Origin of the sequence: Arthrobacter sp. MYb213 (assembly GCF_002979915.1) — a bacterium.
Classification (GTDB): domain Bacteria; phylum Actinomycetota; class Actinomycetes; order Actinomycetales; family Micrococcaceae; genus Glutamicibacter.
The window spans coordinates 359,357-384,559 of record NZ_PCQA01000001.1 but is presented as its reverse complement, the minus strand read 5'-3'; the positions used below and the strand labels follow the sequence as shown (position 1 = coordinate 384,559).

Below are 25,203 nucleotides of genomic sequence, written 5' to 3'. Positions count from 1 at the left end.
CCATATGGTGCGGCTCACTTTATGACGTGCGGATGTCCGATTATTGCGCTGGCGATCTGCTCTATGACCACCCGGGCCACCTCAAGTTTGCTTCCGGTGGCCTGCACGCTCGGCGCCTGCGAGGCAAAAAGTACCTGAATGCTGTTGGTGTCTTGCCCAAAGGTCAGCTGCGCACCCACCTCGTTGACCACGAGCATTTCGCAGCCCTTACGCGCCAGCTTCGAGCGTCCGTAGTCCAGCACGCTGCCCTGCTCGTCACCGGTTTCGGCGGCGAACCCGACAATCAGTGAGGGCAGCGTCGCATCCTGCGCACGCGCCTGCACAATCTCGGCCAGAATATCCGGGTTGCGCACCAAGGTGATTACCGGAGCGGAGTGTTCATCGCGCTTTTTAATCTTCGAATTTTCGATGTTTGCCGGGCGGAAGTCGGCCACCGCCGCGTTCATGATCAGCACATCGTGGCCTGGAGCCTCGGCGAACACCGCGGCGCGCAGTTCTAACGCGCTCGATGCATGCACCAGACGTACCCCGGCCGGCGGGGCAACTTCCAGGTGCGTGGCTAGCAACGTCACCTCGGCGCCGGCATCACGGGCTGCCTGCGCCAGCGCCACCCCCTGACGGCCCGAGGATCGGTTACCCAAAAAGCGCACCGGGTCTAGCGGCTCGCGGGTACCGCCGGCGGTGATCAACACGCGCTGTCCGGCCAGGATTGGGGTACTTAGTAACGGGGTAATCTGCGCAAAAATATCTTCGGGTTCGGGAAGTCGTCCCGGTCCGGAGTCTTTTCCGGTCAACCGTCCGCTAGCCGGTTCGATGATGGTCACCCCGCGTGAGCGCAGGGTAGCGACGTTGGCGCGGGTGGCCTGGTGCTGCCACATTTCGGTGTGCATCGCCGGGGCCATCACTACCGGAGCCCGGGTCGCTAGTAGCGTGCCGGTCAACAAATCATCGGCGATCCCCGCCGCAGCCTTGGCCATCAGGTCCGCCGTAGCCGGCACGATCAGCACCAGGTCGGCTTGCTGCCCTAAACGCACGTGGTTCACCGACTCCACCGCGTCGAAAACATTGGAGGTTACCGGATTGCCCGAGAGGGCTTCCCAGGTGGCGTTGCCTACGAAGTTTTCTACCTTCGCGGTCGGGATGACGTCGACGTGGTGCCCGGCCTCTTTGAGCAGGCGCAGCAACAACACGGACTTGTAGGCGGCGATCCCGGCCGAGACGCCCAAAACGATACGCAACACGCGAAATATCCTTTGGTGATTTTTACCTGGTGGTTAAAGAAAAAAGATGGCGCCCGATCGGGGCGCCATCTTAGATGTTAGTCTTCGGTAACTTCAGCCCGAGTGACCTTCAGTAGCTGGCTGTCCAGTTCGCGCAATGCGATGGTCAGTGGCTTTTCGTTCAACTTGGTCTCAACCAATGGACCAACATACTCGAACAGGCCTTCATTTAGCTGCGCGTAGTAAGCGTTGATCTGACGCGCGCGCTTTGATGCGTTGAGCACCAGCGCGTACTTCGAGTCGTTGGTCTCAAGCAACGAGTCGATCGATGGGTTAATGATTCCCTCAAGATTGGACACAGGACTCCCTTTAGTCATTCTTCAGGCCCATAAGGGCCACAAGCTCTTCGGCGGCGCGTGAAACATCATCATTTACGATGGTGACATCAAATTCTGATTCAGCCGCAAGTTCTAGTTTAGCGGTTTCTAGACGACGCTGCTGCTCCTGAGCCGTTTCGGTGCCACGACCGATCAGTCGGCGCACCAATTCATCCCAGGTTGGCGGGGCCAAAAAGACGAACTTTGCCTCAGGCAACGACTCTTTAACCTGTCGTGCACCCTGCAGATCGATCTCCAGCAGGACCTTTTTGCCATTAGCCACCGCGTCGTCAACCGTGGAACGGATGGTCCCGTAGCTATTCTGCCCGTGCACCACAGCCCATTCCAACATGTCACCGCCATCGACCAGTTGATGGAACTTTTCAGGCCCAACGAAGAAGTAATGAACTCCATCCTCTTCGCCTGGCCGAGGGTCTCGGGTTGTGGCCGAGACCGAAAGCCAGACATCAGGATAGTTATCTCGGATGTAGGTGGAGACGGTGCCCTTACCTACGGCCGTGGGGCCGGCTAGAACAGTTACCGACGCAGCGGTCATTGACTACACTTTCGTTTTTGGTGGCGATTGCTTGAAGTGTTCGGTGATCGCCGTGCGCTGCTTGCGGCCTAAACCGCGCAAGCGACGGGAAGGGGAAATGCCAAGACGTTCCAGCAGGTTTGCTGCACGAACTTCACCAACACCCGGCACCGACTCCAGAAGGTCCATGACACGCATGCGTCCCACAGCCTCGTCTTCGTATACCAAGTCTAGTACCTCCGTGATGGAGATCTTGCCGGTACTGAACTGGGCTTTAAGTTCTGCACGGCGTGTGCGAGCTGCCAATGCCTTGGCACGAGCCCGAATACGGTCTTCGTCTGAGAGTTCTCGCAGTACCATCGTTCAGCCATCCTTCATGTGTAGTGGACTAAGGCTATGAGAGTGAACATAGCGATCAAACGCGCATTTTGCAAGAGTAATCGCGTTGTGGCTACCAGAAACTGTAGTAGCCACAACGCGATTGTGCTAGTTATTTAGCCCGCGGCCAATAATTCATCACGAACTTGCGCCGCTTTAGCCCGCAAGGTGTTTACACTTGGCCCCACTTTGAGGATGTCCCGACTGCTGGTACCCAACACCTGTGAATAACTACCGGCAAAAGCGGTGGCAATATCACGTGCCGTGGCGCCTTGGGCGCCGAGCCCTGGGGTGAGCAATGGCGCCTTCGTTGCACTCAGATCGATGCCCAATTTCTCCGGTGCATCGCCAATGGTTGCGCCTACCACCAGACCCACGTGGCCCATATCTTCAGCGCCCGCATTTTCTGCGGTGACTTGGTCAATAATCGACTTTGCAACCGACTTTTTACCGCCAACGTGCTGCACGGAAGGTCCTTCAGGGTTCGAGGTGAGACCCAAAACGAACACTCCGCGACCGGTCTGCGCGGCCAGATCAATGGCCGGTCGAAGCGACTCATAACCCAGGTATGGGCTCAGTGTCACCGCGTCCGAAGCCAGCGGCGAAGCGTCGTCCAACCACGCCGTCGCATAGGCGGCCATGGTCGAACCAATGTCGCCACGCTTGGCATCTGCGAGGGTTAATATTCCCGCAGATTTGGCCAAGCTGAGAGTTTCCTCCAAAACTGCAAATCCGGCGGACCCAAAACGCTCATACAACGCGACCTGAGGCTTCAAGATTGCCGCCACACCGCTCATGGCTTCCACCACGGTCAGTGAGAAAGATCGCACCCCAGCGGGGGTATTTTCCAGTCCCCACGCCTCAAGCAACGCTGGGTGTGGGTCAATTCCCACACACAATGGCCCGGCCGTCTCCATCGCCGCCCGAAGGCGGGTTCCGAAGTTAGGCATTGCGCGCACCGCGCAGGTTCTGATCGTGCACCTGCAAGCTGGTGACATCCCACTCGTATTCACGTAGCGCGTCGATAGCCTGCACGCAGGCACCAAACTCGGCGACGGTAGTGATAATTGGGGTGCCCACCGATACCGCGGCGGCGCGAATCTCGTAGCCATCCCCGCGGGCCTCGGAACCGGTTGGGGTGTTCAAGATCAGGCCGATCTGCCCGGCGTTGATCAGATCAACGATGGACTCGCCGCCCTCATGGACCTTGCCCACCACCTGGGTTGGGATGCCGTTGCGGCGCAGTACCTCGGCGGTACCACCGGTGGACAGGATCTCAAATCCGTTATCCGCCAGGTGCTTGACCGGGATCACGATGGAGCGCTTGTCACGGTTGGTCACCGAAACGAAGACCTTGCCGCCGGTAGGCAGTGGATTATTCGCCGCGGCCTGGGACTTGGCGAAAGCGGTATCGAAGTACTTGTCGATACCCATGACCTCGCCGGTGGAACGCATCTCTGGGCCGAGCAGCGAATCAACAACCTTGCCCTCCGGGGTGCGGAAACGAGCGAACGGAAGCACCGCTTCCTTCACCGCGATCGGCGCCGAATCTGGTAGATGAGTGCCGTCTCCGGTCGCCGGCAGGGAGCTGCCACGCAGCTCGGCGATGGTGTGTCCCACACCGATCAAGGCCGCAACCTTGGCCAACTGCACGCCGGTAGCCTTCGAGGTGAACGGCACGGTGCGGCTGGCGCGTGGGTTCGCTTCGATCACGTAGAGAATATCTGAGGCGAGTGCGAACTGGATGTTGATCAGGCCGCGTACCCCCACACCCTCGGCGATGGCGCGCGTAGCGGCTGCCACACGGTCACGCACGTCTGGGCCCAGGGTGATCGGAGGCAGGGTGCAGGCTGAGTCGCCGGAGTGAATGCCAGCTTCCTCGATGTGCTCCATGATGCCGCCGACGTACAGGTCGGTGCCGTCGAACAAGGCATCCACGTCGATCTCGATCGCGTCTTCCAAGAACCGGTCAACGAGGACCGGGTGGTCCACGGTGATTTCGGTGGCGTTAGCGATGTAGCGTTCCAGGTTTGCCTCGTCGTAAACGATCTCCATGCCGCGTCCGCCCAGCACGTAGGAAGGACGAACCAAGACCGGGTAACCGATCGAGTCGGCGATCTTCTTCGCATCGTTGAAGGACACCGCGGTGCCATTCTTCGGGGCGATCAGCCCGGCGTTATCCAACACCTGCTGGAAGGCGCCACGGTGCTCGGCCAGATCGATGGCCTCCGGGGAGGTACCCAGGATCGGCACCCCGGCCGCTTTCAACTCGGCTGCGAGCTTCAGCGGGGTCTGGCCGCCAAGCTGCACAAACACCCCGAGTACTCCGCCGGTTTCTTCTTCCGCGTGGATGATTTCCAGCACGTCTTCCAAGGTCAACGGCTCAAAGTAGAGACGATCGGAAATGTCGTAGTCGGTAGACACGGTTTCCGGGTTGCAGTTGATCATCACGGTGTCGTGGCCAGCTTCACGCAAGGCCATCACCGCGTGCACGCAGGAGTAATCAAATTCGATACCCTGGCCGATCCGGTTTGGACCGGAACCGAGGATGATCACCGATGGCTTCTCGTGGGCGACAACCTCGGTCTCTTCGTCGTAGGTCGAGTACATGTACGGGGTGAACGCCTCGAACTCGGCCGCGCAGGTGTCCACGGTCTTGAAGACCGGGCGCACACCCAACGCGTGACGGATCCCGCGGATGACCGCCTCAGGCTTGCCGGTCAGCTGCGCGATCTGCGCGTCGGAGAAACCGTGACGCTTCGCTTCGCGCAAGACCTCCTCGGACAGGTCCTTATTCGCCGAGATCAGCTGTGCGGTCTCGTTGATCAGCGCGAGCTGATCAAGGTACCACGGGTCGATCGCGCTGGTTTCGAAGATCGTTTCAATGGAGACCCCGGAGAACAGCAAACGCTGGACCAGCGAGAGGCGCTCGGTGGAGCCCTTCACGATCGAGGCGAGGACCGCCTCATGCTCTTCTTCTGGAATCGGTTCGAAGGAAAGCTCCGAACCCTTCTGCTCCAGCGAGCGCAACGCCTTCTGCAGCGCCTCGGTGAAGTTACGGCCCAACGCCATCGCCTCGCCCACAGACTTCATGGTGGTGGTCAGCGTCTTGTCCGCTGCCGGGAACTTCTCGAAGGCAAAGCGTGGGACCTTCACAACCACATAGTCCAACGCCGGCTCGAAGGAGGCCGGGGTCTTCTGCGTGATGTCGTTCGGAATCTCATCCAGGGTGTAACCCAGGGAGAGTTTGGTAGCGATCTTCGCGATCGCAAAGCCGGTGGCCTTGGAGGCCAGCGCGGAGGAACGCGAAACGCGCGGGTTCATCTCGATGACCACCACACGTCCGGTGTCCGGTTCGATGGCGAACTGGATGTTACAGCCACCGGTGTCCACGCCGACCTCGCGGATGACCGCGATGGAGATGTCACGCAGGTTCTGGTATTCGCGGTCGGTCAGCGTCATCGCCGGGGCGACGGTGATCGAGTCGCCGGTGTGCACGCCTACCGGGTCAAAGTTTTCGATCGAACACACGACGACGACGTTGTCGTTCTTGTCGCGCATCATTTCCAGCTCGTATTCCTTCCACCCCAGGATGGACTCCTCCAGGAGCACCTCGGTGGTCGGCGAGTACTGCAGCCCGGCTCCGGCGATACGGCGCAGGTCCTCGGCGTCATAAGCCATGCCCGAGCCCAGGCCACCCATGGTGAACGAGGGGCGCACTACCACCGGGTAGTTCAGGATCTCGACGGCGGCAAAAGCCTCATCCAGCGTGTGCACGATCTGCGACTTGGCCGATTCGGCGCCACAGCGTTCGACGACGCCCTTAAACTTCTCGCGGTCTTCGCCCAGTTCGATGGCTTCGATATTCGCGCCGATCAGTTCGACGTTGTACTTCTCCAAGGCGCCGGACTTGTCTAGGGCGATGGCGGTGTTCAGCGCGGTCTGCCCGCCCAAGGTCGGCAAGATCGCGTCCGGGCGTTCCTTGGCGATGATCTTTTCGACAACTTCCGGGGTGATCGGCTCGATGTAGGTGGCATCGGCGAATTCCGGGTCGGTCATGATGGTGGCGGGGTTGGAGTTCACCAGGATGACCCGCAGGCCCTCCTCCTTGAGCACGCGTAGTGCCTGGGTGCCGGAGTAATCGAATTCGGCGGCCTGGCCGATGACGATCGGGCCCGAACCGATGACGAGTACTGAGGTGAGATCGGTGCGCTTAGGCATTACTTGCTGTCCTTATCTGCGGCGGAATTCATCGCGGAAACGAAACGGTCAAAGAGGTAAGCGGCATCGTGTGGACCGGATGCTGCCTCCGGGTGGTACTGCACGGAGAAGGCTGGGATGTCGAGGCATGACAGGCCCTCCACCACGTGGTCGTTCAGCGAGAAGTGTGAAACTTCTACCTTGCCGAAGCGGGCTACCGGTGCGGTGACGGCGCCTTCTAGTGGTGCGTCGACGGCGAAGCCGTGGTTCTGACTGGTGATCTCTACCCGGCCGGTGGACTTGTCCATGACCGGCTGGTTGATTCCGCGGTGTCCGAAGCGCAGCTTGTAGGTGTCAAAACCTAGTGCGCGGCCTAGGATCTGGTTGCCGAAGCAGATGCCGAAGTATGGCATGCCGGCGTCGAGCACCTCGCGGACCAGTTCCACCTGTGCGGTAGCTGCCGCCGGGTCACCGGGGCCGTTGGAGAAGAACACACCGGTGGCGCCGGTGGCCTTGATTTGTTCAAGTGTCGCGTTGTACGGCAGAACGTGTACGCGCAGGCCACGTTCGGCCAGACGGTGCGGGGTCATCGACTTCATGCCCAGGTCCACGGCGGCCACGTTGTGCAGCGGTGCACCGCTAAATCCGTGATCGGCCGGCTCCACGGTGTACGCGGTAGCTACCGACACCTCGGCGGAGATGTTGCGTCCGGCCATCGCTGGCTGCGCCTTGACGGCGGCGATCAGTTCGGCGTCGGACTTCTCGGCGGCCTCACCTGAGAAGATGCCGGATTTCATCGCGCCGGCGTCACGCAGGTGACGGGTCAGCGCGCGGGTGTCCACGTTGCGGATACCGACGATGCCGTATTCGACCAGGTCTTCATCCAGGGTGCGTTCGCTGCGCCAATTACTGGGCCGTCGGGCCGCGTCGCGCACTACATAGCCGGCCGGCCACATCCGTGTGGACTCCGGGTCTTCGCTGTTCACGCCGGTGTTTCCCACGTGTGGGAAGGTCTGCACGACGATCTGGTGCGCGTAGGAAGGGTCGGTCAATGTTTCCTGGTACCCGGTCATTCCGGTGGTGAACACTGCTTCGCCAAGGCTTGTGCCTACGGCGCCGTAGCTACGTCCACGGAAGATGCGGCCATCTTCGAGTACCAACACTGCTGGTAGGTTGCTCAGGGAATTCACTTAGTTTGTCTCCTGCTCGGCCGCGTCGGCTTGGTGCGACGCCAGCAACTGATAAATCTTTTGGGTGTCCTCGTGGTAGCGAGGACGGAATCCGGTATCGAAGGTGAAATCATCCTTCGTCCAGGTGATCACGATCAGCCCGTCACGTTCGACGAACTTGCCAACCATGCCGGCGGACCGGGCCACCTTCACAAATGCGTTCCACGGAATGTGCAGGTCGGTGGTGCCTGGACGGACCAGATGCACCCCGGCGCTACCCAGTTCTAAGGTGGCGTTCGAACGCACTCCGAGTTGATGGACCGCGATCCGATCCAACCAGTCTTCATACCGGGTGGTGGCCACGTACATGCCGATGAACTGGTGTTCAGGTTCGTCATCGAACTGCGCATACGGTGCCGGGATGTCGGTCTGTCGTCGTTTCATATTGCGCCAGCCAATCAGGATCAGCGCACAAAAAAGTACCGCGATCCCGATGGTGACCAGCACGCTGGTCAGTTCCCCGCTAGTCATTAGCCACCCGCGGGGTAGCTAGCGCACCGTCAAGCACGGTGGGGTGACCGTGGAAGAAGGTGGCGCGTACCGCACCTGGCAGCTCCATTCCGGCAAACGGTGAGTTGCGCCCCTTGGTGGCCATCGTGAACGGGTCCACGATCCAGCGTGCCGCCGGGTCCACGAGGGTCAGGTTGGCCGGTTCACCTACGGCGATCGGGCGGCCCTGATCTTCCAGGCTGCCGATCTTCGCCGGGGTGAACGAGGTAATGCGTGCCACGTCGGCCCAGGAAAGCAGCCCGGTCTCCACCAGCGTGTGCTGCACGATGGACAGCGCGGTTTCCAACCCGGTCATGCCCATGGCGGCCGCACCCCATTCGCAGTCCTTCGCTTCGCTTGGGTGCGGGGCGTGGTCGGTGCCGATCACGTCGATGGTGCCATCGGCGACGCCTGCACGCAGCGCCAGCACATCTTCTTCGCGGCGCAGCGGCGGGTTGACCTTGAAGACCGGATCAAAGGTCTTCACCTTTTCATCGGTGAGCAACAGGTGGTGCGGGGTGACCTCGGCGGTGACGGCGATGCCGCGTGCCTTGGCCCAGCGGATAATCTCCACCGATCCGGCGGTGGACACGTGGCACACGTGCAAGCGGGCGCCGACATGTTCGGCAAGCAGCACGTCGCGGGCGATGATCGACTCTTCGGCGACCGCCGGCCAGCCGGTCATACCCAGCACCGCAGACACCTCGCCCTCGTTCATCTGGGCACCCTCGGTGAGCCGTGGTTCTTGGGCGTGCTGGGCGATGACCCCGTCGAAGGCCTTCACATATTCCAGTGCACGGCGCATCAGTAGCGGATCGGAGACACAGATCCCGTCATCGGAGAACATCCGCACCTTCGCGCGGGAATCTGCCATGGCGCCGATCTCGGAGAGCTGCTGCCCGCCCAGTCCGACGGTGACCGCACCCACCGGGCGAACATCCACCCAGCCGGCCTTGCGGCCCAGCTCGTAAACCTGCTCCACGACGCCGGCGTTATCTGCCACCGGGGTGGAGTTGGCCATCGCGTGTACCGCGGTATAACCGCCGCGCGCTGCGGCCTGGGACCCGGTTTCCACGGTTTCGGCGTCTTCACGGCCCGGTTCGCGCAGGTGCGTATGCGGGTCAACTAGTCCCGGCAGCAGCACCAGCCCGGCGGCTTCGATCACCGTGGCCTCGGCGTCAGTAACCTCGCCGAGCTGTGCGATCTTACCGTCGATGATTAGCACGTCGGTAGCTTGACCACCGAGAACGGCGGCCTGTCGAATCAAATACTTCATCTTAGGTTCCTTAGATCAGGTCGCCGGAAAGCAGCATGTAGAGGCTAGCCATGCGGACCGCAACGCCGTTGGTGACCTGTTCCAGGACCATCGAGTGTGGCGAATCGGCGGCAGCCGAGGATATTTCAAGACCACGGTTCATCGGGCCAGGGTGCAAGATCAGCGTGTCGTGCCCCTTGGCTTCCAGCGCTTTGAGGCGGGTGTCATCCAGTCCCCAGTAGCGCGAGTATTCTCGGGGATTTGGGAAGAACGCTGCCCGCATCCGCTCACCTTGCACACGCAACATCATCACCGCGTCGACCCCGGTCTCGATCACCGCGTCCAGCGAGTAACTAATTTTGCACGGCCAAGCGCTCGCGCCGACCGGCAGGAGCGTGGGCGGGGCTACCATGGTCACCGAAGCGCCCAGCGTGTTTAGTAGCCACAAATTTGAGCGGGCCACCCGACTATGCAGGATGTCACCGACGATCGCGACCTTCAGCCCGTCCAAGCCCCGGCCTACCGGAGAGACGCCCTCGCGCAGCGCTAACTGGCGGCGCAGCGTAAACGCGTCGAGCAAGGCCTGGGTGGGATGTTCGTGGGTGCCATCTCCGGCGTTGACGATCGGCAACCCGATCCAGTCGGTGGCAGCCAGTCGTGCCGGCGCCCCGGAGTCAGGGTGGCGGATCACTACCGCGTCCGCACCGATGGCCAGCAGCGTCTGCGCGGTGTCCTTCAGCGATTCGCCCTTGGAGACCGAGGAGCCCTTCGCCGAAAAGTTGATCACGTCGGCGCTCAACCGCTTGGCGGCCGCTTCGAAGGAGATGCGGGTGCGAGTGGAGTCCTCAAAAAATAGGTTCACCACGGTACGTCCACGCAAGGCCGGAAGTTTTTTCACCTGACGGGTGCCGGTTTCGCGCATTTCTTCGGCAATATCCAAGATGGCGATGGCTTCTTCGCGGCTCAAATCCGCGGTGGATAGCAGGTGCTTCATGCGCTGGCCTCGATGATCACTTCGTTGCTTCCGTCGATTTCGGCCAGGTGTACACGCACCTTTTCGCTTTTTGCGGTGGGCAGGTTCTTGCCTACATGGTCCGCACGAATCGGCAGCTCGCGGTGCCCGCGATCAATAAGTACGGCCAGACGCACAATGCGTGGCCGTCCCCAGTCCGAGAGCGCGTCCAACGCGGCGCGAATGGTGCGACCGGAATAAAGTACATCGTCCACCAGTACGACCACCTTGCCGTCGATACCACCTGCAGGCAGGCGCGTAGGCGCCGGGGTGCGGGTGGTGGAGTGACGCAGATCGTCACGGTACATGGTGATGTCTAGCTGTCCGACCAACGACGCGGGGTCTAGCTGGTTCGGCGTCGAAGCGGCGATGCGTTCGGCTAGTCGTTGGGCCAGCGGATAACCGCGACTCGGAATGCCTAGCAGCACCAGATCTTCGGTGCCCTTGTTGGCTTCGATAATTTCGAAGGCCACACGGGTCAGTACACGTTCGATGTCTTCGCCGGTCAAAACCGTGCGAGCCACATCGTGCTGTGAATTTTCATTCATCGGTGTGCACCTCTCCCTTCTCCGCCTCACGGGACGGGATTTAAAGGAATATTGCTAGTTCAAATTATCACGATCCGCCCATCATTCCCTAGCGGAAACCTATGCATACCCGTGAATAGCCTATGACTTCTTTCACAGCGCACGGTTCGCGCCGCAATGATCCACGACAAAGTGCGCTAATTCGCGCTCTTTGTCGTGCTCGATGAGCATATTCCTGTCGCTTTGAGCACACCGGCAGGGGCAGAGAGGACCGCAGAGTGTGATGTAGCTCCTCAAGGTTTGTCGTTCACGAGCGACACACACCGGCGTAACAAAACCCAAACTAACAAAGAACTATCAGCTGACCGGCAAGATCTTCGAAGCTGACTCACCGGCATGGCTGTTAGCCTGAAAAATTCAGCGACCTGCGAGGAATGGACCGGTTTCACCAATGAGTCAAGACACTAACTACGACACTTTCGCTAAGGTGTACAACGCCGAAAATGAAACCAGCCTGCTCAACGCCTACTATGAACGCCCGGCGATGCTGAAGCTCGCCGGGCAAGTGCGCGGCAAAACAATTCTTGATGTCGGCTGCGGCGGTGGGGTGCTCATCGAAGAATTGGTCCGGCGTGGGGCCACGGTTGACGGCTTTGATGCTAGTGAAGCCATGCTCGATATTGCCCGACGCAGGCTCGGCGACCAAGTCGATCTGCAACGCGCTGACCTTGGTGCACCACTGCCCTACGCGGAGAACACTTTTGACGATGCCTGCGCATCATTGGTGTTCCACTATTTGCAAGACTGGGGACCCTCGCTGACCGAGATGCGCCGGGTGCTTAAGCCTGGCGGGCGGCTACTGATGTCGGTGAACCACCCACTGCTCTACCCGCTCACTCATCAGGGTGTCCAGTACTTTAAAACCACGAAGTACACCGATGAACTCGAATTTAACGGTCAGCCAGGCAGCCTGAGCTACTGGCACCGACCGCTGCATGCGATGTCCGATGCTTTTGCGCAGGCCGGGTTCAGCATCGAGCTGATCAGCGAGCCGCCCTACTCCAAGGACGCGCCCGATGAGCTAATCCCGGAGAATTTAAAGGATCGTGACGCGTTTTTGAGTTTCGTCTTCTTCGTGCTGCGCGCCGGGTAAGCCCGGCTTAAATACCGAGAGCCGGAACCCAGCAGGTTCCGGCTCTCGGTAGATTATGAAGTCGAGGATTAGTCGATCAGGGTGTCCTTGACGCTCTGAATGCGTCCGAGCACACCGTTGACGAATTCTGGAGATTCGTCGGTGGATAGTTCACGTACGTTCACAACCGCCTCGGCCACGGCAACCGCGTCCGGAACGTCGTCGTTGTACAGGATTTCCCAGACACCGATACGCAGCGCCATGCGGTCAACGCCTGGCATACGCTCGATGGTCCAGCCCTTGACGTAGCTCTCAAGGACCTCGTCGATGCGGTCCAGGTGGGCCATAACGCCTTCAAGGATCGTCAACGAGTACTCGTTAAGTACGATGTCAGAATTGTCGCGGCGGCCGATCGCTACACTAAGCGCATCAACGTCGCGGGCCTCGGCTTCAAACAGAAACTCAAGTGCACGACGTCGCGCCTTAGCGCGAGCCCTCACTAGGAGACACGTCCCAGGTAATCGCCGGTGCGGGTATCAACCTTCACCTTGGTGTTCTGCTCAACGAACAGTGGAACCTGGATTTCCAGACCGGTCTCCAAGGTTGCGTTCTTGGTGCCAGCCGAGGAGCGGTCGCCCTGTAGGCCCGGCTCGGTGTAGGTGATTTCCAGAACGACCGATGCTGGCAGTTCCAGGTACAGTGGGCTGCCGTCGTACATTGCGATGGTCAGTTCCTGGTTCTCCAACAGGTAACCTGCTGCGTCGCCAACGGTAACTCCGGAAACGGTGATCTGGTCGTAATCTTCCAGGTTCATGAAGACGTAGTCTTCACCGTCCTGGTAGAGGTACTGGTAATCGCGGCGGTCAACGGTGGCCAGCTCAATTTTGGTGCCGGCGTTGTAGGTCTTATCCAAGACCTTTCCGGACATCACGTTGCGCATCTTGGTACGGACGAAAGCGCCGCCCTTGCCTGGCTTAACGTGCTGGAAGTCGATGATGGTAAAAAGCTGGCCGTCAATCTTGATGACCTGACCATTTTTGATGTCAGTTGTATCCGCCACGGGTCCTCAATCCTCTATTTTTTGCCGGCATACACCGGCATTATCAAAAATCCATTTATCACTATAGCAAACCGCGCTAATGACTAATTTTGTGCACGTTCCTCGGCCAGTCGTAAACAACCGGCCGACGCGTTGAGCAAATGCTGCGAAGAACCCATCTGCTCACGCTGCTCCAATGCGGTGCGGAACCGGGTCACTGCTGCCTTGTAGTCACCTTTTGCAAAGAATGACATGCCCAGGTGGTGCTGCATCAGAGGCTCGTAGTAGGTGCCCGAAAATTCATCCACCAGCTTGCGCAAGCGGTTGATAGCGCGATCGAAATCACCTTGTAAACGGGTCAATTCGGTGTCCAGCACGCGTAAGTGCGCATTGGTGGGGTCTTCAAAACGTGATTCGGCAATCAGATTACCGGCCAGCGCGAGCTCGCCACGAGCCATGTGGATCACCACTTGGTCGGTAGGCGTGCCGTTGGCCATCGAACGATCGGCGGCCTGCTCATCGTTGATGAAAGGGCGCAGCGTGTTCGGGTCGATTAGTACGCCGTCGATGGAGGTTCCCACGCCTTCGTGGTTTACCGATGCGACGTCAATGGCGTATGCGGTGAACTCGCTCATGCTTACTCTCCGATTTCCTGGTAGGCGGCGAATAACAGCGAGTTATCCGGCACCTCGTAAATACGTGGTTTACCGATGGCGTCGAGCACTACAAAACGTAGTTGATCGCCACGGGTCTTCTTATCGCGCTTCATGCCGTCTAGCAACGCCATCCACTTGTCGTTGCGGTAGCTGGTCGGCAGGCCCAAGGACTTCAGGATGCTGAAGTGCCGATCGGTGACCGCGTCGGGGGTGTGCCCCACGGAGCGGCCCAGCTCTGCGGCGAAGCACAGTCCGATGGACACTGCCGCGCCGTGACGCATGTTGTAGCGCTCGGATAGTTCGATCGCGTGGGCCAGGGTGTGGCCGTAGTTCAGGAACTCGCGGTCCCCCGCTTCCTTCAGGTCGCGCGAAACCACCTCAACCTTCACCGCGATGGTGCGTTCGATAATTTCGCGTAGCCGGTCACTGTCGGCGCGGATCGCATCTTCGGGATCTTCTTCGATCAGTTCCAAGATGCGCTCATCGGCGATGAACCCGCACTTCACTGCCTCGGCTAGGCCGGTGACCAGCTCGTGCTTAGGCAGGGTCGCTAGCGCGTCGAGGTCAGCCAGTACGCCGGCCGGAGGGTGGAAGGATCCGACGAGGTTTTTACCCTCGGCGGTGTTGATACCGGTTTTGCCGCCCACGGCGGCGTCGACCATAGCCAACAGCGAGGTTGGCACGTGGATAACCTTCACTCCGCGCAGCCAGGTGGCAGCCACGAAGCCTGCGAGGTCGGTGACCGCTCCGCCGCCCACGGCGACAATTGCGTCACTGCGGGTGAAGTCGTTCTTGCCCAGTACTTCCCAACAGAAGGAGGCAACCTGAATGTGCTTGCCTTCTTCAGCGTCGGGAATTTCCGCGGTCAGCGAGGTGAGCCCGGCCTTTTCCAGATCGTCGCGAACGACGTCACCGGTGGCGCGCAAGGCACGAGGATGGATAACCAGAACCTTTTTAACTGCCGGACCCAAAAGTGCGGGCAATTCTCCCAGTAAGCCGTTACCGACCATCACCGGATATGACTCCGCCGCAGTGGCTCCGGTGACCTGAAGTGTGGTTGGTGCGAGTGGCATCCTTGACGTTCCTCCTGATGGTGCTGATCTATCCAGCCTACGCGGGAGCGTTGCAGGTTTTGCTATCTCGTGGCGTGAATCACATGAGACTCGATCGCCTCAACGAGTTGCGCGAGACTCAAATTATCAACCTGTAAGGTCAGATCAGCGAGGTTTTTGTAAATTTCTTTGCGAGTCTCATAGAGCCGAGACCAGGTAGTGAGGGTTTGATCACCAGCCAGCAGTGGGCGGTGCGTATCCCCCGCGAGGCGGCGCTTTGCGGTCTCCAAATTCATCGCTAAATAGATGACCGTACCGCCGCGCAACAGCTGTTGATTTTCTTCGCGCAATACCGCGCCGCCACCGGTGGCGATCACCCCTGCACGCAGTTGTGTCAGCGCCTCGACCTCAAGGTCACGGAAGTAAGCCTCGTCGTGTTCGGCGAAAATCTGTGCGATCGACCCATGTTGGGCGACAATATGCGCGTCAGAATCGGCAAAGCTGGTGCCCAAGGCCTTAGCCAGCGACTTGCCCACGGTGGACTTGCCGCTGGCCATCGGACCAATCAGGTAAATCATTTAGACCCCGGTCGAGCCCAGCGAGCTAGGAATATTCGCCAGGTAGCTGTCGATATTGCGCTTAGTTTCATTCAGCGAGTCGCCGCCGAACTTTTCTAGCAACGACTGCGCCAGGACCAGTGCGACCATTGCCTCGGCGACGACACCGGCGGCCGGAACCGCACAGACGTCCGAACGCTGATGGTGCGCGGTGGTTTCTTCACCGGTGGCGGTGTCGATGGTGGCTAGCGCGCGAGGCACGGTGGCGATCGGCTTCATGGCAGCGCGTACGCGCAGCACCTCGCCGATGGACATGCCGCCTTCGATGCCGCCGGCACGATTGGTCTCACGCTTAATTCCGCCGGATTCGGCCGGGATAATTGCATCGTGCGCGGCCGAGCCGCGACGCGCTGCGGTAAGGAAACCGTCGCCGACTTCAACACCCTTGATGGCCTGGATCCCCATCAGGGCTCCGGCCAGACGTGAATCTAAGCGGCGATCCCAGTGTACGTAGGAGCCGATGCCCGGAGGCAGGTTGTAGGCGAGCACCTCAACCACACCGCCCAGGGTCTCCCCCGCCTTATGCGCGTCATCAACCTCAAGAACCATTGCCGCGCTGGTTTCGCCGTGGAAACAACGCAGTGGATCGGCGTCTAGTGCAGCTACGTCGGCCAGGGTTGGCAGCGGTGCGTCCACCGGGGCGGCGATCGCACCAATAGCGGTGGTGTGTGAAACAAGTTCGATGCCAAGGCCCGCGAGGAACGCTTGGGCTACCGAGCCGAGGGCGACGCGGGCGGCGGTCTCTCGGGCGCTGGCGCGCTCGAGCACCGGACGGGCGTCGTCGAACCCGTATTTTTGCATGCCGGTGAAGTCGGCATGGCCCGGACGTGGCCGGGTTAATGGGGCGTTACGCGCCATCGAGGCCAGTTCGTCGAGGTCTACCGGGTCCGCGTTCATCACGCGTTCCCACTTAGGCCATTCGGTATTCCCGATTTCAATGGCGATCGGGCCACCCTGGGTTTTACCGTGGCGCACGCCACCGAGGAAGCTGACCTGATCCTTTTCAAATTTCATTCGCGCGCCTCGGCCGTAGCCAAGACGTCGCCGAGCGAGCGCATCGCGCACCACTTCACTGTCCACCGAGACTCCGGCGGGTAGGCCTTCAAGAATTCCAACGAGTGCCGGGCCGTGTGATTCGCCCGCCGTCAACCAACGCAACATGGATTCTATTTTGCCATGACATGGCTTCTTTAACCGCGTCGATGAAGCCCAAGTGAGTGATACATCGCATTTGTGACGTTTTCACGGGTTGGCCCGTCGAAGGGTAAAGCGCTGAAATATCGGGCTTGTTCCACCGCTTGATGCACCAGCATGTGAAGCCCGGAAATCACCGTTCCAGTCCAGTTTTGTGCCAGTGCGCTGGGCCAAGGGTCATAGGCGACGTCCAAGAGCACGCCGTCTCCGGCGCCCAGTTGATTCACCCAACTATCCGCCGCACGCGGGGGCAAGGTGCTGATCACCAGTGGATCGGCGGTAATTCCGTGCTCGACGAGCTGGTCGACCTCAAGCAGTTCTACGCGCATTCCGAGCTCTTGGGCTAAGTGGCTGGCGCGGATCGCGCGGGCCGCATCACGGACTACAAGCTTCAGTTCGGTAGTGCCCAGTTCACCGGCGGCCTCAATAGCCGCCAACGCGGTATTTCCCGCGCCAAGTAGGGTGGCCTGGTTACTGTGCTTCACGCCCGCGTCGGATAAGGCCAACACGATTCCATCAACGTCCGTGTTCTCGCCGAAGAGTCGCCCGTCGCTGCGCACCACAATGGTGTTCAGCGCGCCGAGCCGAGCCACGCGGTCCGAGACCTCGTCCATCAGGGGCACGAAGACATCTTTGAGCGGCATCGTCACCGAGCAGCCGGCCCACTGGTTAACACGCAGCTGTTGCGCGAATTCGCCGGCGTCACCCGGAGCTAGCTCAATCGCCTCGTAGGCAATGTCTGCGCCGAGCAACGCATAGGCGGCCCGGTGCAGGGTCGGAGACTTGGAATGGCTGATCGGCTGGCCGAGTACCGCCGCGCGCATTACTTGCAGACCTCAGGGTTTGCGTCACACCAGGCGCTGAACTGTGCGTGGTTGACCTGATGTTCGGCGTAGGTGGAGGCAAATTTCGTCTCTCCGGTTTGGGTGTTCACGGTGACCCAATAGTAGAAGCCGTTATCCTGTGGGTTCACCGCGGCGTTGATCGCTGAGCTGGCCGGGGAGCCGATCGGGGTGGGTGGCAGACCGGTGTGTACGTAGGTGTTGTACTTGTTGCCCGCGTCTTTCTTCTCCGCCTTAGTGAACTGCAGTGAGTAGCGGTTCAGCCCATAAATCACGGTGGAGTCGGTCTGCAGCAGGCCATGAGTTTCGTTATTACTTGGGTCCAGCCGGTTCCGGATGGCTCCGGAGACGACCTCGTAATCCTTCGGGGTGGCTTCGGCCTGCAAAATGGAGGCGATCTTCAGCGCCTGGTAACCTTCGCTGAGGTCGCTCACGCCGGCGTCGGTCAACGCCTTTTTGGTGGAGTCAACCATCGTTGTTAGTACCTCGTTGGCCTTGGTGTCCAACGGGAAACGGTATTCTCCGGGGTGCAACCAGCCTTCAAGGTTTGGTGATTCCTTGGGTAGCCCAAACTTTTCTGGTTGATCAGCCAGTTTACGAAGGCTTTCAAGTTTCAGGCCCGACCCCTTGGCAATCTCTTCCAAGGTAGCGCTTAGGCGCATATTTGCCTTCAGCCCGATGTAGAAGACCTTGTCTGGTCGTTTGTCGATTAACTCGTCGGCGGCCGCAGCGGCAGGCATCTGCGTTTTGAGCAGGTAGGTGCCGGGGTGGATGAGTTTGCTTTTGGCATCCGAATTGTCGATGGCCGACATGAACAGTTTGTCGCTGGCCACGACGTCAAGGTCGTCGAGTTTGCGCGAAATCAGTGCCGGACCCCACCCGTCTTCCACGGTGAATTCCACCGTTTGGCCGCCGGGGCCTGGGTAATCATCGGGATTAAACTGCTTGTACAGCGATCGAATGAAGTAGAAAGATCCGGCAACCACCAGGGCAAAAATGAGGAAAGTTGCCAGCATCACCAGGTTACGGCGGCGTTTGCTACGTTTTTTGCGCGCCTTGCCGCCGGTGCCCGCCGAGCCGGCACGCAACGCCTGCTGCGTGCCGGTCTCGTCGAGATACTCGGGTTCGGACTGCGAGAAATCCTGTGCCACTGGTGCAGATTGAAGTGGAGCATGCTCTGGCGCGCCAGCGGCGGCATCAAGATAGACTCCCCCACCGGTCAGCTCAGGGCTGGATGCATCGGGTAAAACCGAGCGTTGCCCGGCAGCAAAACGTGCGTAAAGCTCGGAGTGGGTTTCACGCTGCCGTTTGCGGCGGGCTTCATCTCGCATTAATTCTCCCAAGTGGTTTCTCGCGTCGCGCCGTTATTTCAACACGATACGGCTGGCTTGCACACGCACGGAGTTGCGACGCATTTCAAGCACTTGTTGCAGGATTTCGACGGCTGCCACCTGGTCAACGACCTGGCGGTGATCTTGCATGCGACGACCTGAGGCATGCAATGAACGATGGGCACTAACCGTGCTCAAACGTTCATCAACCAAAAAAATTCCAACCTCGATATTAGCCTCATTTGCCTCTTCCGCCAAGGCAATCGCGTAGTCACGCGCCATTTTTGTGGATTCGGTTGAGTTTCCAGCCAGTGATTTCGGTTCACCGATGAATACCTCTGAGACCCCCCGGTCAACGATCATGCGTAATAACATGCGTCGATCAGAGTTTTTCTTCAGGTCCCTGCGCAGTGTCATCACCGGGGTGGCGAGGATTCCGGAGGGATCGGACACGGCGACGCCGACGCGGGCCAGACCCACGTCGACGCCGAACGCAATATTAGCCATTGGCAAGTGCCGCCCGAATTGCTACCAGCGCGTCATCGATCTTTGACACGTCCTGACCGCCGCCCTGAGCCATATCGTCCTTGCCGCCGCCACCGCCGCCGAGTACCCCGGTTGCGGTACGAACCAGCGCGCCGGCCTTAAAGCCGTTGCTGCGCGCCTCATCGTTAGTCACCGCGAGCACCAGCGGACGGGAGTTTGACTCGCCGATCAGCACGATGACCGCCGCTTCGCTACCGAGCTTGCCACGCAGGTCCAACGCCATGGTGCGCAGCGCGTCGGCCGAATCGATGGCCCCCGCATTGTGTGCCAAGAGCCGGGTTTGGCCGATAGTCTCGACCTTCTCCAACAGCTTGGCCGACTGTGCGAGCATCGCCTGGCTCTTCAGCTCGGCGATCTGCTTCTCCGCTGCCTTCAGCTTCGCCACGGTGTCATTGACCCGCTCGGAAACCTGATTTGACGGCACCCGGAAGAGGCCGGAAAGCTCGGACACGAGGGCACGTTCGGCCGCTCCGTGACGGAAGGCCTCCATGCCTACCAGCGCTTCGACGCGGCGGTTGCCCGAACCGACCGATGCTTCGGAAAGCAAGGTGAGCTGGCCGATGCGTGAGGTGGTTGGCACGTGGGTGCCACCGCACAACTCGCGGGACCAGGCGCCGTTCATCTCAACGACGCGCACCGCGCTGCCGTACTTTTCACCGAACAGGCTCATCGCACCCAGCTGCTGCGCTTGGGCCAAAGCCATCTCGTTGGTGACCACCTGGTGGTTGGCGGCGATCGCGAGGTTCACGACCTCTTCCACCTCGGTGCGTGCCTGAGCCGAGAGTGCCTCGGTCCAGGAGAAGTCAAAGCGTAGGTAGCCTGCCTTGTTGAAGGAACCGGCCTGGGTAGCGGTGTCGCCTAGTAATTGACGCAAGGCCGCATGCACCAGGTGGGTGGCCGAGTGGGCCTGCTCACCGGAGTGACGACGGATCGCATCTACCTGGGTGCGCACCAGTGCGTCGGCGGGAAGTTCACCCTCGCGCACGATCACCTTGTGGACGTTGAGCCCCTTCACCGGAGCCTGCACATCGGTGACCTCCAGCACGAAGCCGTCGCCGGTGATCAAGCCGATATCGCCGGCTTGACCGCCAGATTCGGCGTAGAACGGGGTCTCGTCGAGTACCAGGTCAATTTCTTGACCCTGTTCGGCGTAGTTCACCACCGCACCGTTAGAGACGATGCCGCGGATCTTTGATTCACCCACAAGCGTGTCATAACCGGTGAAGTTGACCTTGCCGGCCTGCGCTAACTGGTTGAAGACGCTCAGGTCAGCGTGCCCACCCTTTTTGGACTTGGCGTCCTTCTGGGCGCGGGTGCGCTGTTCGGTCATCAGTTCGCGGAAGCGCTTCTCATCCACCGCAAGCCCGGCCTCGGAAGCAATTTCCAAGGTCAGGTCGATCGGGAATCCGAAGGTGTCATGTAGGGCGAAAGCGTCATCACCGGAGAGGTTATGTCCTTCGGCTCGAGCGGATTTCAGCGCGTCGTCGAGTCGGATGGTGCCCGAGGCGATGGTGCGGCTAAAGGCGCGCTCTTCTGCGTAAGCGATACGTGCAATACGTTCGAAGTCTTCGGCGACGATAGGGTAAACACCCTTCATCGCGTCACGTGAGACCGGCAGCAACTCTGGCAGTACCGCGGTGTCCACGCCCATGAGACGTAGCGCGCGCACGGCACGGCGGATCAGTCGGCGCAGTACGTAGCCGCGGCCTTCGTTACCCGGGGTGACGCCATCGGAGATGAGCATCAGCGAGGAGCGGGTGTGGTCAGCGATCATGCGCAGGCGCACGTCGTTGGCGTGGTTCGGATCTTCCGGGTCCTCGGTGGAGGTGTATTCGATGCCGGCCAGTTGAGCGGCCTTGTCAAGCACCGGGCGCAGCTGATCGGTTTCGTACATGTTCTCCACGCCCTGCAAGATCATTGCCAGACGTTCCAGACCTAGACCGGTATCGATATTGCGCTTAGGCAGTTCGCCGGCAACATCAAAGTCGGTTTTGGAGCGTACCGCGGAAAGTCGGTACTGCATGAAGACGAGGTTCCAGATCTCGACAAAACGGGTCTCGTCGACGGCTGGGCCGCCATCTACACCGTAGGCTGGGCCGCGGTCGTAGTAGATTTCCGAGCAGGGGCCACCGGGGCCCGGCTGGCCGGTGTTCCAGTAGTTATCTTCCTTACCGGTACCTACCACGCGTTCGGTAGGCATACCGATCTCGTCTTCCCAGATGCTGCGAGCCTCGGTGTCTTTTTCGTCGCCGTCCTCGTAGACGGTGACCCAGAGCCGAGCCTTATCTAGTCCGTAGCCGCCGTCTTCGATCGAACCGGTGAGCAGTTCCCAGGCGAAGTGGATTGCTTCGCGCTTGAAGTAATCGCCGAAGGAGAAGTTGCCGCACATCTGGAAGAAGGTGCCGTGGCGTGAGGTCTTACCGACCTCTTCGATGTCACCGGTGCGGATGCACTTCTGCACCGAGGTGGCACGCGTGTATGGCGGCTCTTCCTGCGCGGTGAGGTAAGGGATGAACGGGACCATGCCGGCCACCGTAAAGAGCAGCGAAGGGTCAGATGAGACCAGCGACGCGCTGGGTACCGCCGTGTGCCCCTTGGAGACGAAGAAGTCTACCCAGCGGCGTGCAATTTCCTGCGTTTTCATCGTGTTACGGATGGTCCCTTCACTTAGCGGTGTCCACGCCTAAGGCGGAACGTAGTTCTACTTCGCGGGAGTTCATTCCCTCACGGAATGCTCCCACAACCTCCGAGATGCGGTCGGCATACTTACCGACCTGACGGTTTAGTGCCGCCCCGGAGGATACTTCGGTGTATTTCTTGGTGGCGAGGACTCCGACGCCCACGCCAATAACAACCCACAAAAGCTTCTTCATTCTAGTCTCCCCTAACGGCTACGGCGGCCCTTGCCGCTGGCATTCGCGTTCATCGCAGCCTTCACACCCGAGGTGAAAGCTGCGACCTTGATCAGTGGCTTACCCACCGTGGCTGCCACCAAGGAGGACAGCGCGGAGACGTTGGCGCTCGCATCGGAGACGTTTGAGGTGATCGCGTCGACCTTCTTGAGCTGGTCATTGGTCGTGGCCACCGTGTTAGCAACCTCGCCGATCAGCGGAGTGGTCCCGTCGGAAATGTCTTTGATCGAGTTTCGAAGCTCATCAAACACCTTGCCCAACTTGATAATTGGTACGGCCAACAGTGCCACCAAGATGGCAAAGACGCCGGCCGCGATGAGCCCTGCAATATCCGAACCCGACATGTGCTTCCTCTTCTGCTTTGGGTGCTTGCTGCCAGTCCACCTTATCGAACCGAAGGCGATTAAAGGTAGTTAAGCCAGTGGCCCGCAACCGAGTCGGTTGCGGGCCACCAAACACACACTAAGTTTAGCGTGCGTAGTACTCGACCACGAGGTTCTCTTCGCAAGTCACTGGGATCTCTGCGCGCTCAGGAGTGCGCAGGTAGGTAGCCTGCAAGGCTTCCAGCTTTACGTCCAGGTAAGCAGGAACTGCTGGAAGCACGGTTGCGTGCTCTCCGGCTGCTGCCATCTGGAAAGGAACCATCGTCTCGCTGCGTTCGTGCACGTGGATCATCTGACCCGGCTGCACCTTGAACGATGGACGGTCCACGCGCTGGCCGTTAACTAGGATGTGGCGGTGCACAACTAGCTGACGAGCCTGCTGGATGGTGCGGGCGAAGCCTGCACGCAGAACCAGAGCGTCTAGACGGGACTCGAGCAGTGCCAACAGGTTGTCACCGGTCTGGCCGCCGAGGCGCTTTGCTTCCTTGAAAGCGTTAAGCATCTGAACTTCGCGGATGCCGTACTGGGCACGAAGACGCTGCTTCTGGCGCAGACGTACCGCGTAGTCGCTGTCCTGCTTCTTGCGGGCGCGACCATGCTGGCCGGGACCGTAGGGACGACGCTCCATGTACTTTTCAGCTTTTGGAGTCAGGGCAAGGCCGAGTGCGCGCGAGAGGCGCACGGTACGGCGGGCACGGGCGTTAGCCATAAGTGTGTCCTTTTCGTTTTAGCGACGGAATCTACTGGCCTCCGGGACGGAGAGTGTTGGGGCGTCGCGGCCCTCGACCACTACAACCTGCCGACCCTACGATTACTCGCAACAACGACAAGGCTTGCCAGCCAAAGATCAAGTCTACACGAATGCGAACCCCACAACGGACTCTTGTAACGTAGCTCGCTATCGTTTCTTCTTGTCTTTACGTCGGATAATTTCGCGTAGTTTAGCCAGCCGATCACCGAGCGTTCGTTCGGTGCCATTGGCCGTGGGCCGGTAGTAGTTGGTGCCGAGCAGATCGTCGGGCAAATACTGCTGGCTAGCGATCGAATGCGGGGCGTCGTGCGAATAAATGTAGCCGACGCCGTGGCCCAACTGCTTGGCTCCCGGATAGTGCGCGTCGCGCAGGTGGTCCGGGACCAGCGAACCCTTGCCCGCGTTCACGTCGGCGATGGCCTCATTGATTGCGGTATAGGCGGCGTTTGATTTCGGCGCGGTGGCCAGATGCACGGTGGCGTGCCCAAGGATCAGCCGCGCCTCAGGCATGCCGATCAACGCTACCGATTGGGCCGCTGCCACCGCCAACGGCAGGGCGCTGGAGTCGGCCATACCGATGTCCTCGCTGGCGCTGATCATCAGCCGGCGGGCGATAAACCGCGGGTCCTCCCCGGCGGAGAGCATGCGCGCCAAATAGTGCAGGGCCGCATCGGCGTCGGAGCCGCGAATGGATTTGATGAACGCGGAGATGATGTCGTAGTGCTGATCGCCGTCTTTGTCATAACGTTGCACCGCCTGATCCATGGCGAGCTGGACGTGTTCGTCCTGGATTTCGATCGGCGGTTCCGGTTTGGTCCCGGACGCGTTCCAGGCCACTGCCCCGGCGGCCTCCAGCACCGTCAAGGAACGTCGCGCGTCGCCTTGAGCTAGCCGGACGATTGCGTCTCGCTGCGCTTCGGGTAGAACTACCTGTGCGTCAAAACCTCGCTCGTCCTGCACCGCACGGTCAAGGAGCTGCGCGAGATCTGCATCGGTCAGCGGGCGCAGGGTCAGCAGTAAGGAACGTGACAGGAGCGGGGAGATCACCGAAAAGGAGGGGTTCTCGGTGGTGGCTGCGACCAGCACCACCACCCGGTTCTCTACCCCGGGAAGCAATGAGTCTTGCTGAGCCTTGTTAAAGCGGTGGATCTCATCGAGGAAAAGCACCGTGGTGACCCCGCGCAGATCGCGGTCATCCTTGGCCTGCTCGATGACTCGGCGGACGTCTTTCACCCCGGCGGTGATCGCCGAAAGCTCCACAAATTTTCGATCCGTGGCGCGGGCAATCACGTGCGCAATGGTGGTCTTGCCGATACCTGGCGGGCCGTACAAGATCACACTGGCAGGCCCGGCCAAACCGGTTTCGGGATGCTCGGCGAGTTGCCGCAGCGGGGAGCCGGGACCCAGCAGATGCGCTTGGCCGACTAGTTCATCCAGCGTCTTGGGGCGCATACGGACCGCAAGGGGTGGGCGCGGCCGCTTGATCGAACCTTCATCCAGGGCATCCAGCAAATCGTTCACACACC

26 protein-coding genes are annotated in these 25,203 nt (G+C 60.2%); 1 reads left to right on the top strand and 25 read right to left on the bottom strand.

All coding sequences use genetic code 11. The features are described from left to right. Positions 1-14 precede the first annotated feature (14 nt). The 11 genes from coaBC to pyrR form a co-directional block, all read right to left on the bottom strand. On the bottom strand, positions 15-1,238 hold the full coding sequence (coaBC, locus tag CQ011_RS01820) for a bifunctional phosphopantothenoylcysteine decarboxylase/phosphopantothenate--cysteine ligase CoaBC (RefSeq protein WP_105674968.1): 1,224 nt from the start codon (positions 1,236-1,238) through the stop codon (positions 15-17). Between the two features lie 80 nt (positions 1,239-1,318). Further along, positions 1,319-1,597 (bottom strand): DNA-directed RNA polymerase subunit omega, encoded by a 279-nt coding sequence (rpoZ, locus tag CQ011_RS01815; RefSeq protein ID WP_096257750.1) that lies wholly within the window; start codon positions 1,595-1,597, stop codon positions 1,319-1,321. Beyond that, positions 1,590-2,153: a guanylate kinase gene (gene gmk, locus CQ011_RS01810; protein WP_105674086.1), complete on the bottom strand. Its 564-nt coding sequence runs from the start codon at positions 2,151-2,153 to the stop codon at positions 1,590-1,592. Before gmk ends, rpoZ begins: the two co-directional genes overlap by 8 nt. Before the next feature lie 3 nt (positions 2,154-2,156). Further along, the gene (mihF, locus tag CQ011_RS01805; protein WP_096257752.1) at positions 2,157-2,492 is read right to left on the bottom strand and encodes an integration host factor, actinobacterial type; all 336 of its coding nucleotides are present in this window, start codon (positions 2,490-2,492) and stop codon (positions 2,157-2,159) included. A 134-nt stretch (positions 2,493-2,626) separates the two neighbouring features. Further along, the gene (gene pyrF, locus CQ011_RS01800; protein ID WP_105674084.1) at positions 2,627-3,460 is read right to left on the bottom strand and encodes an orotidine-5'-phosphate decarboxylase; all 834 of its coding nucleotides are present in this window, start codon (positions 3,458-3,460) and stop codon (positions 2,627-2,629) included. Further along, positions 3,453-6,731 (bottom strand): carbamoyl-phosphate synthase large subunit, encoded by a 3,279-nt coding sequence (gene carB, locus CQ011_RS01795; RefSeq protein WP_105674082.1) that lies wholly within the window; start codon positions 6,729-6,731, stop codon positions 3,453-3,455. Before carB ends, pyrF begins: the two co-directional genes overlap by 8 nt. Further along, positions 6,731-7,900, bottom strand: coding sequence for a glutamine-hydrolyzing carbamoyl-phosphate synthase small subunit (gene carA, locus CQ011_RS01790; RefSeq protein ID WP_105674080.1), 1,170 nt, complete (start codon positions 7,898-7,900; stop codon positions 6,731-6,733). Before carA ends, carB begins: the two co-directional genes overlap by 1 nt. Next, on the bottom strand, positions 7,901-8,410 hold the full coding sequence (locus CQ011_RS01785; RefSeq protein WP_105674078.1) for a PH-like domain-containing protein: 510 nt from the start codon (positions 8,408-8,410) through the stop codon (positions 7,901-7,903). It lies immediately after the preceding gene. Further along, the gene (locus tag CQ011_RS01780; RefSeq protein ID WP_105674076.1) at positions 8,403-9,704 is read right to left on the bottom strand and encodes a dihydroorotase; all 1,302 of its coding nucleotides are present in this window, start codon (positions 9,702-9,704) and stop codon (positions 8,403-8,405) included. The genes CQ011_RS01785 and CQ011_RS01780 overlap by 8 nt, the downstream gene beginning before the upstream one ends. A gap of 10 nt (positions 9,705-9,714) precedes the next feature. Continuing rightward, complete coding sequence (locus tag CQ011_RS01775; RefSeq protein ID WP_105674074.1) at positions 9,715-10,677, bottom strand: aspartate carbamoyltransferase catalytic subunit; 963 nt, start codon at positions 10,675-10,677, stop codon at positions 9,715-9,717. Then, positions 10,674-11,243: a bifunctional pyr operon transcriptional regulator/uracil phosphoribosyltransferase PyrR gene (gene pyrR, locus CQ011_RS01770; protein ID WP_105674072.1), complete on the bottom strand. Its 570-nt coding sequence runs from the start codon at positions 11,241-11,243 to the stop codon at positions 10,674-10,676. The genes CQ011_RS01775 and pyrR overlap by 4 nt, the downstream gene beginning before the upstream one ends. A 430-nt stretch (positions 11,244-11,673) precedes the next feature. On the opposite strand from pyrR, the gene CQ011_RS01765 reads away from it, so the two are divergent. After that, entirely contained in the window at positions 11,674-12,375 is a 702-nt protein-coding gene (locus CQ011_RS01765) for a class I SAM-dependent methyltransferase (RefSeq protein WP_105674070.1), read from the top strand. A gap of 68 nt (positions 12,376-12,443) precedes the next feature. On the opposite strand, the gene nusB is transcribed toward CQ011_RS01765, so the two are convergent. From nusB to CQ011_RS01695, 14 genes are all read right to left on the bottom strand, one after another. Next, complete coding sequence (gene nusB / locus CQ011_RS01760) at positions 12,444-12,854, bottom strand: transcription antitermination factor NusB (protein ID WP_096257760.1); 411 nt, start codon at positions 12,852-12,854, stop codon at positions 12,444-12,446. Further along, entirely contained in the window at positions 12,854-13,414 is a 561-nt protein-coding gene (gene efp / locus CQ011_RS01755) for an elongation factor P (protein WP_096257761.1), read from the bottom strand. The genes nusB and efp overlap by 1 nt, the downstream gene beginning before the upstream one ends. A gap of 83 nt (positions 13,415-13,497) precedes the next feature. After that, positions 13,498-14,028, bottom strand: coding sequence for a tol-pal system YbgF family protein (locus tag CQ011_RS01750; RefSeq protein ID WP_105674068.1), 531 nt, complete (start codon positions 14,026-14,028; stop codon positions 13,498-13,500). 2 nt (positions 14,029-14,030) lie between these two features. Continuing rightward, positions 14,031-15,122: a 3-dehydroquinate synthase gene (aroB, locus tag CQ011_RS01745; protein WP_105674066.1), complete on the bottom strand. Its 1,092-nt coding sequence runs from the start codon at positions 15,120-15,122 to the stop codon at positions 14,031-14,033. A gap of 62 nt (positions 15,123-15,184) precedes the next feature. Next, a complete protein-coding gene (locus tag CQ011_RS01740) occupies positions 15,185-15,679 on the bottom strand; it encodes a shikimate kinase (RefSeq protein ID WP_105674064.1) in 495 nt (164 codons plus the stop codon). Then, on the bottom strand, positions 15,680-16,879 hold the full coding sequence (gene aroC, locus CQ011_RS01735; RefSeq protein WP_105674062.1) for a chorismate synthase: 1,200 nt from the start codon (positions 16,877-16,879) through the stop codon (positions 15,680-15,682). Positions 16,880-16,908: 29 nt separating this feature from the next. Further along, the gene (locus tag CQ011_RS01730; protein ID WP_105674060.1) at positions 16,909-17,736 is read right to left on the bottom strand and encodes a shikimate dehydrogenase family protein; all 828 of its coding nucleotides are present in this window, start codon (positions 17,734-17,736) and stop codon (positions 16,909-16,911) included. Then, positions 17,736-19,085, bottom strand: coding sequence for an endolytic transglycosylase MltG (mltG, locus tag CQ011_RS01725; protein ID WP_105674058.1), 1,350 nt, complete (start codon positions 19,083-19,085; stop codon positions 17,736-17,738). The genes CQ011_RS01730 and mltG overlap by 1 nt, the downstream gene beginning before the upstream one ends. A 33-nt stretch (positions 19,086-19,118) precedes the next feature. After that, a complete protein-coding gene (ruvX, locus tag CQ011_RS01720; RefSeq protein WP_105674056.1) occupies positions 19,119-19,592 on the bottom strand; it encodes a Holliday junction resolvase RuvX in 474 nt (157 codons plus the stop codon). Continuing rightward, on the bottom strand, positions 19,585-22,275 hold the full coding sequence (alaS, locus tag CQ011_RS01715) for an alanine--tRNA ligase (RefSeq protein ID WP_105674054.1): 2,691 nt from the start codon (positions 22,273-22,275) through the stop codon (positions 19,585-19,587). Before alaS ends, ruvX begins: the two co-directional genes overlap by 8 nt. Before the next feature lie 19 nt (positions 22,276-22,294). After that, positions 22,295-22,504, bottom strand: coding sequence for a hypothetical protein (locus CQ011_RS01710; RefSeq protein ID WP_096257770.1), 210 nt, complete (start codon positions 22,502-22,504; stop codon positions 22,295-22,297). Positions 22,505-22,515: 11 nt separating this feature from the next. Continuing rightward, complete coding sequence (locus tag CQ011_RS01705; RefSeq protein ID WP_105674052.1) at positions 22,516-22,887, bottom strand: DUF948 domain-containing protein; 372 nt, start codon at positions 22,885-22,887, stop codon at positions 22,516-22,518. Positions 22,888-23,011: 124 nt separating this feature from the next. Next, positions 23,012-23,635, bottom strand: coding sequence for a 30S ribosomal protein S4 (rpsD, locus tag CQ011_RS01700; protein ID WP_105674050.1), 624 nt, complete (start codon positions 23,633-23,635; stop codon positions 23,012-23,014). Positions 23,636-23,824: 189 nt separating this feature from the next. After that, positions 23,825-25,129 carry a replication-associated recombination protein A gene (locus CQ011_RS01695; protein WP_105674966.1) on the bottom strand — a complete coding sequence of 435 codons (1,305 nt, stop codon included), beginning with the start codon at positions 25,127-25,129 and terminating at the stop codon, positions 23,825-23,827. Positions 25,130-25,203: the final 74 nt, after the last annotated feature.

Bases quoted from the DNA above. Each gene is read 5' to 3' on its own strand.
- CQ011_RS01695 (WP_105674966.1), bottom strand. From the start codon at position 25,129: ATGCGCCCCAAGACGCTGGATGAACTAGTCGGCCAAGCGCATCTGCTG.
- ruvX (WP_105674056.1), bottom strand. From the start codon at position 19,592: ATGGCTAATATTGCGTTCGGCGTCGACGTGGGTCTGGCCCGCGTCGGC.
- gmk (WP_105674086.1), bottom strand. From the start codon at position 2,153: ATGACCGCTGCGTCGGTAACTGTTCTAGCCGGCCCCACGGCCGTAGGT.
- CQ011_RS01750 (WP_105674068.1), bottom strand. From the start codon at position 14,028: ATGAGCGAGTTCACCGCATACGCCATTGACGTCGCATCGGTAAACCAC.
- pyrF (WP_105674084.1), bottom strand. From the start codon at position 3,460: ATGCCTAACTTCGGAACCCGCCTTCGGGCGGCGATGGAGACGGCCGGG.
- aroC (WP_105674062.1), bottom strand. From the start codon at position 16,879: ATGTTGCGTTGGTTGACGGCGGGCGAATCACACGGCCCGGCACTCGTT.
- aroB (WP_105674066.1), bottom strand. From the start codon at position 15,122: ATGCCACTCGCACCAACCACACTTCAGGTCACCGGAGCCACTGCGGCG.
- CQ011_RS01785 (WP_105674078.1), bottom strand. From the start codon at position 8,410: ATGACTAGCGGGGAACTGACCAGCGTGCTGGTCACCATCGGGATCGCG.
- CQ011_RS01730 (WP_105674060.1), bottom strand. From the start codon at position 17,736: ATGCGCGCGGCGGTACTCGGCCAGCCGATCAGCCATTCCAAGTCTCCG.
- alaS (WP_105674054.1), bottom strand. From the start codon at position 22,275: ATGAAAACGCAGGAAATTGCACGCCGCTGGGTAGACTTCTTCGTCTCC.
- CQ011_RS01765 (WP_105674070.1), top strand. From the start codon at position 11,674: ATGAGTCAAGACACTAACTACGACACTTTCGCTAAGGTGTACAACGCC.
- rpsD (WP_105674050.1), bottom strand. From the start codon at position 23,635: ATGGCTAACGCCCGTGCCCGCCGTACCGTGCGCCTCTCGCGCGCACTC.
- CQ011_RS01740 (WP_105674064.1), bottom strand. From the start codon at position 15,679: ATGATTTACCTGATTGGTCCGATGGCCAGCGGCAAGTCCACCGTGGGC.
- mltG (WP_105674058.1), bottom strand. From the start codon at position 19,085: ATGCGAGATGAAGCCCGCCGCAAACGGCAGCGTGAAACCCACTCCGAG.
- CQ011_RS01710 (WP_096257770.1), bottom strand. From the start codon at position 22,504: ATGAAGAAGCTTTTGTGGGTTGTTATTGGCGTGGGCGTCGGAGTCCTC.
- pyrR (WP_105674072.1), bottom strand. From the start codon at position 11,243: ATGAATGAAAATTCACAGCACGATGTGGCTCGCACGGTTTTGACCGGC.
- mihF (WP_096257752.1), bottom strand. From the start codon at position 2,492: ATGGTACTGCGAGAACTCTCAGACGAAGACCGTATTCGGGCTCGTGCC.
- CQ011_RS01780 (WP_105674076.1), bottom strand. From the start codon at position 9,704: ATGAAGTATTTGATTCGACAGGCCGCCGTTCTCGGTGGTCAAGCTACC.
- rpoZ (WP_096257750.1), bottom strand. From the start codon at position 1,597: ATGACTAAAGGGAGTCCTGTGTCCAATCTTGAGGGAATCATTAACCCA.
- CQ011_RS01705 (WP_105674052.1), bottom strand. From the start codon at position 22,887: ATGTCGGGTTCGGATATTGCAGGGCTCATCGCGGCCGGCGTCTTTGCC.
- CQ011_RS01775 (WP_105674074.1), bottom strand. From the start codon at position 10,677: ATGAAGCACCTGCTATCCACCGCGGATTTGAGCCGCGAAGAAGCCATC.
- carB (WP_105674082.1), bottom strand. From the start codon at position 6,731: ATGCCTAAGCGCACCGATCTCACCTCAGTACTCGTCATCGGTTCGGGC.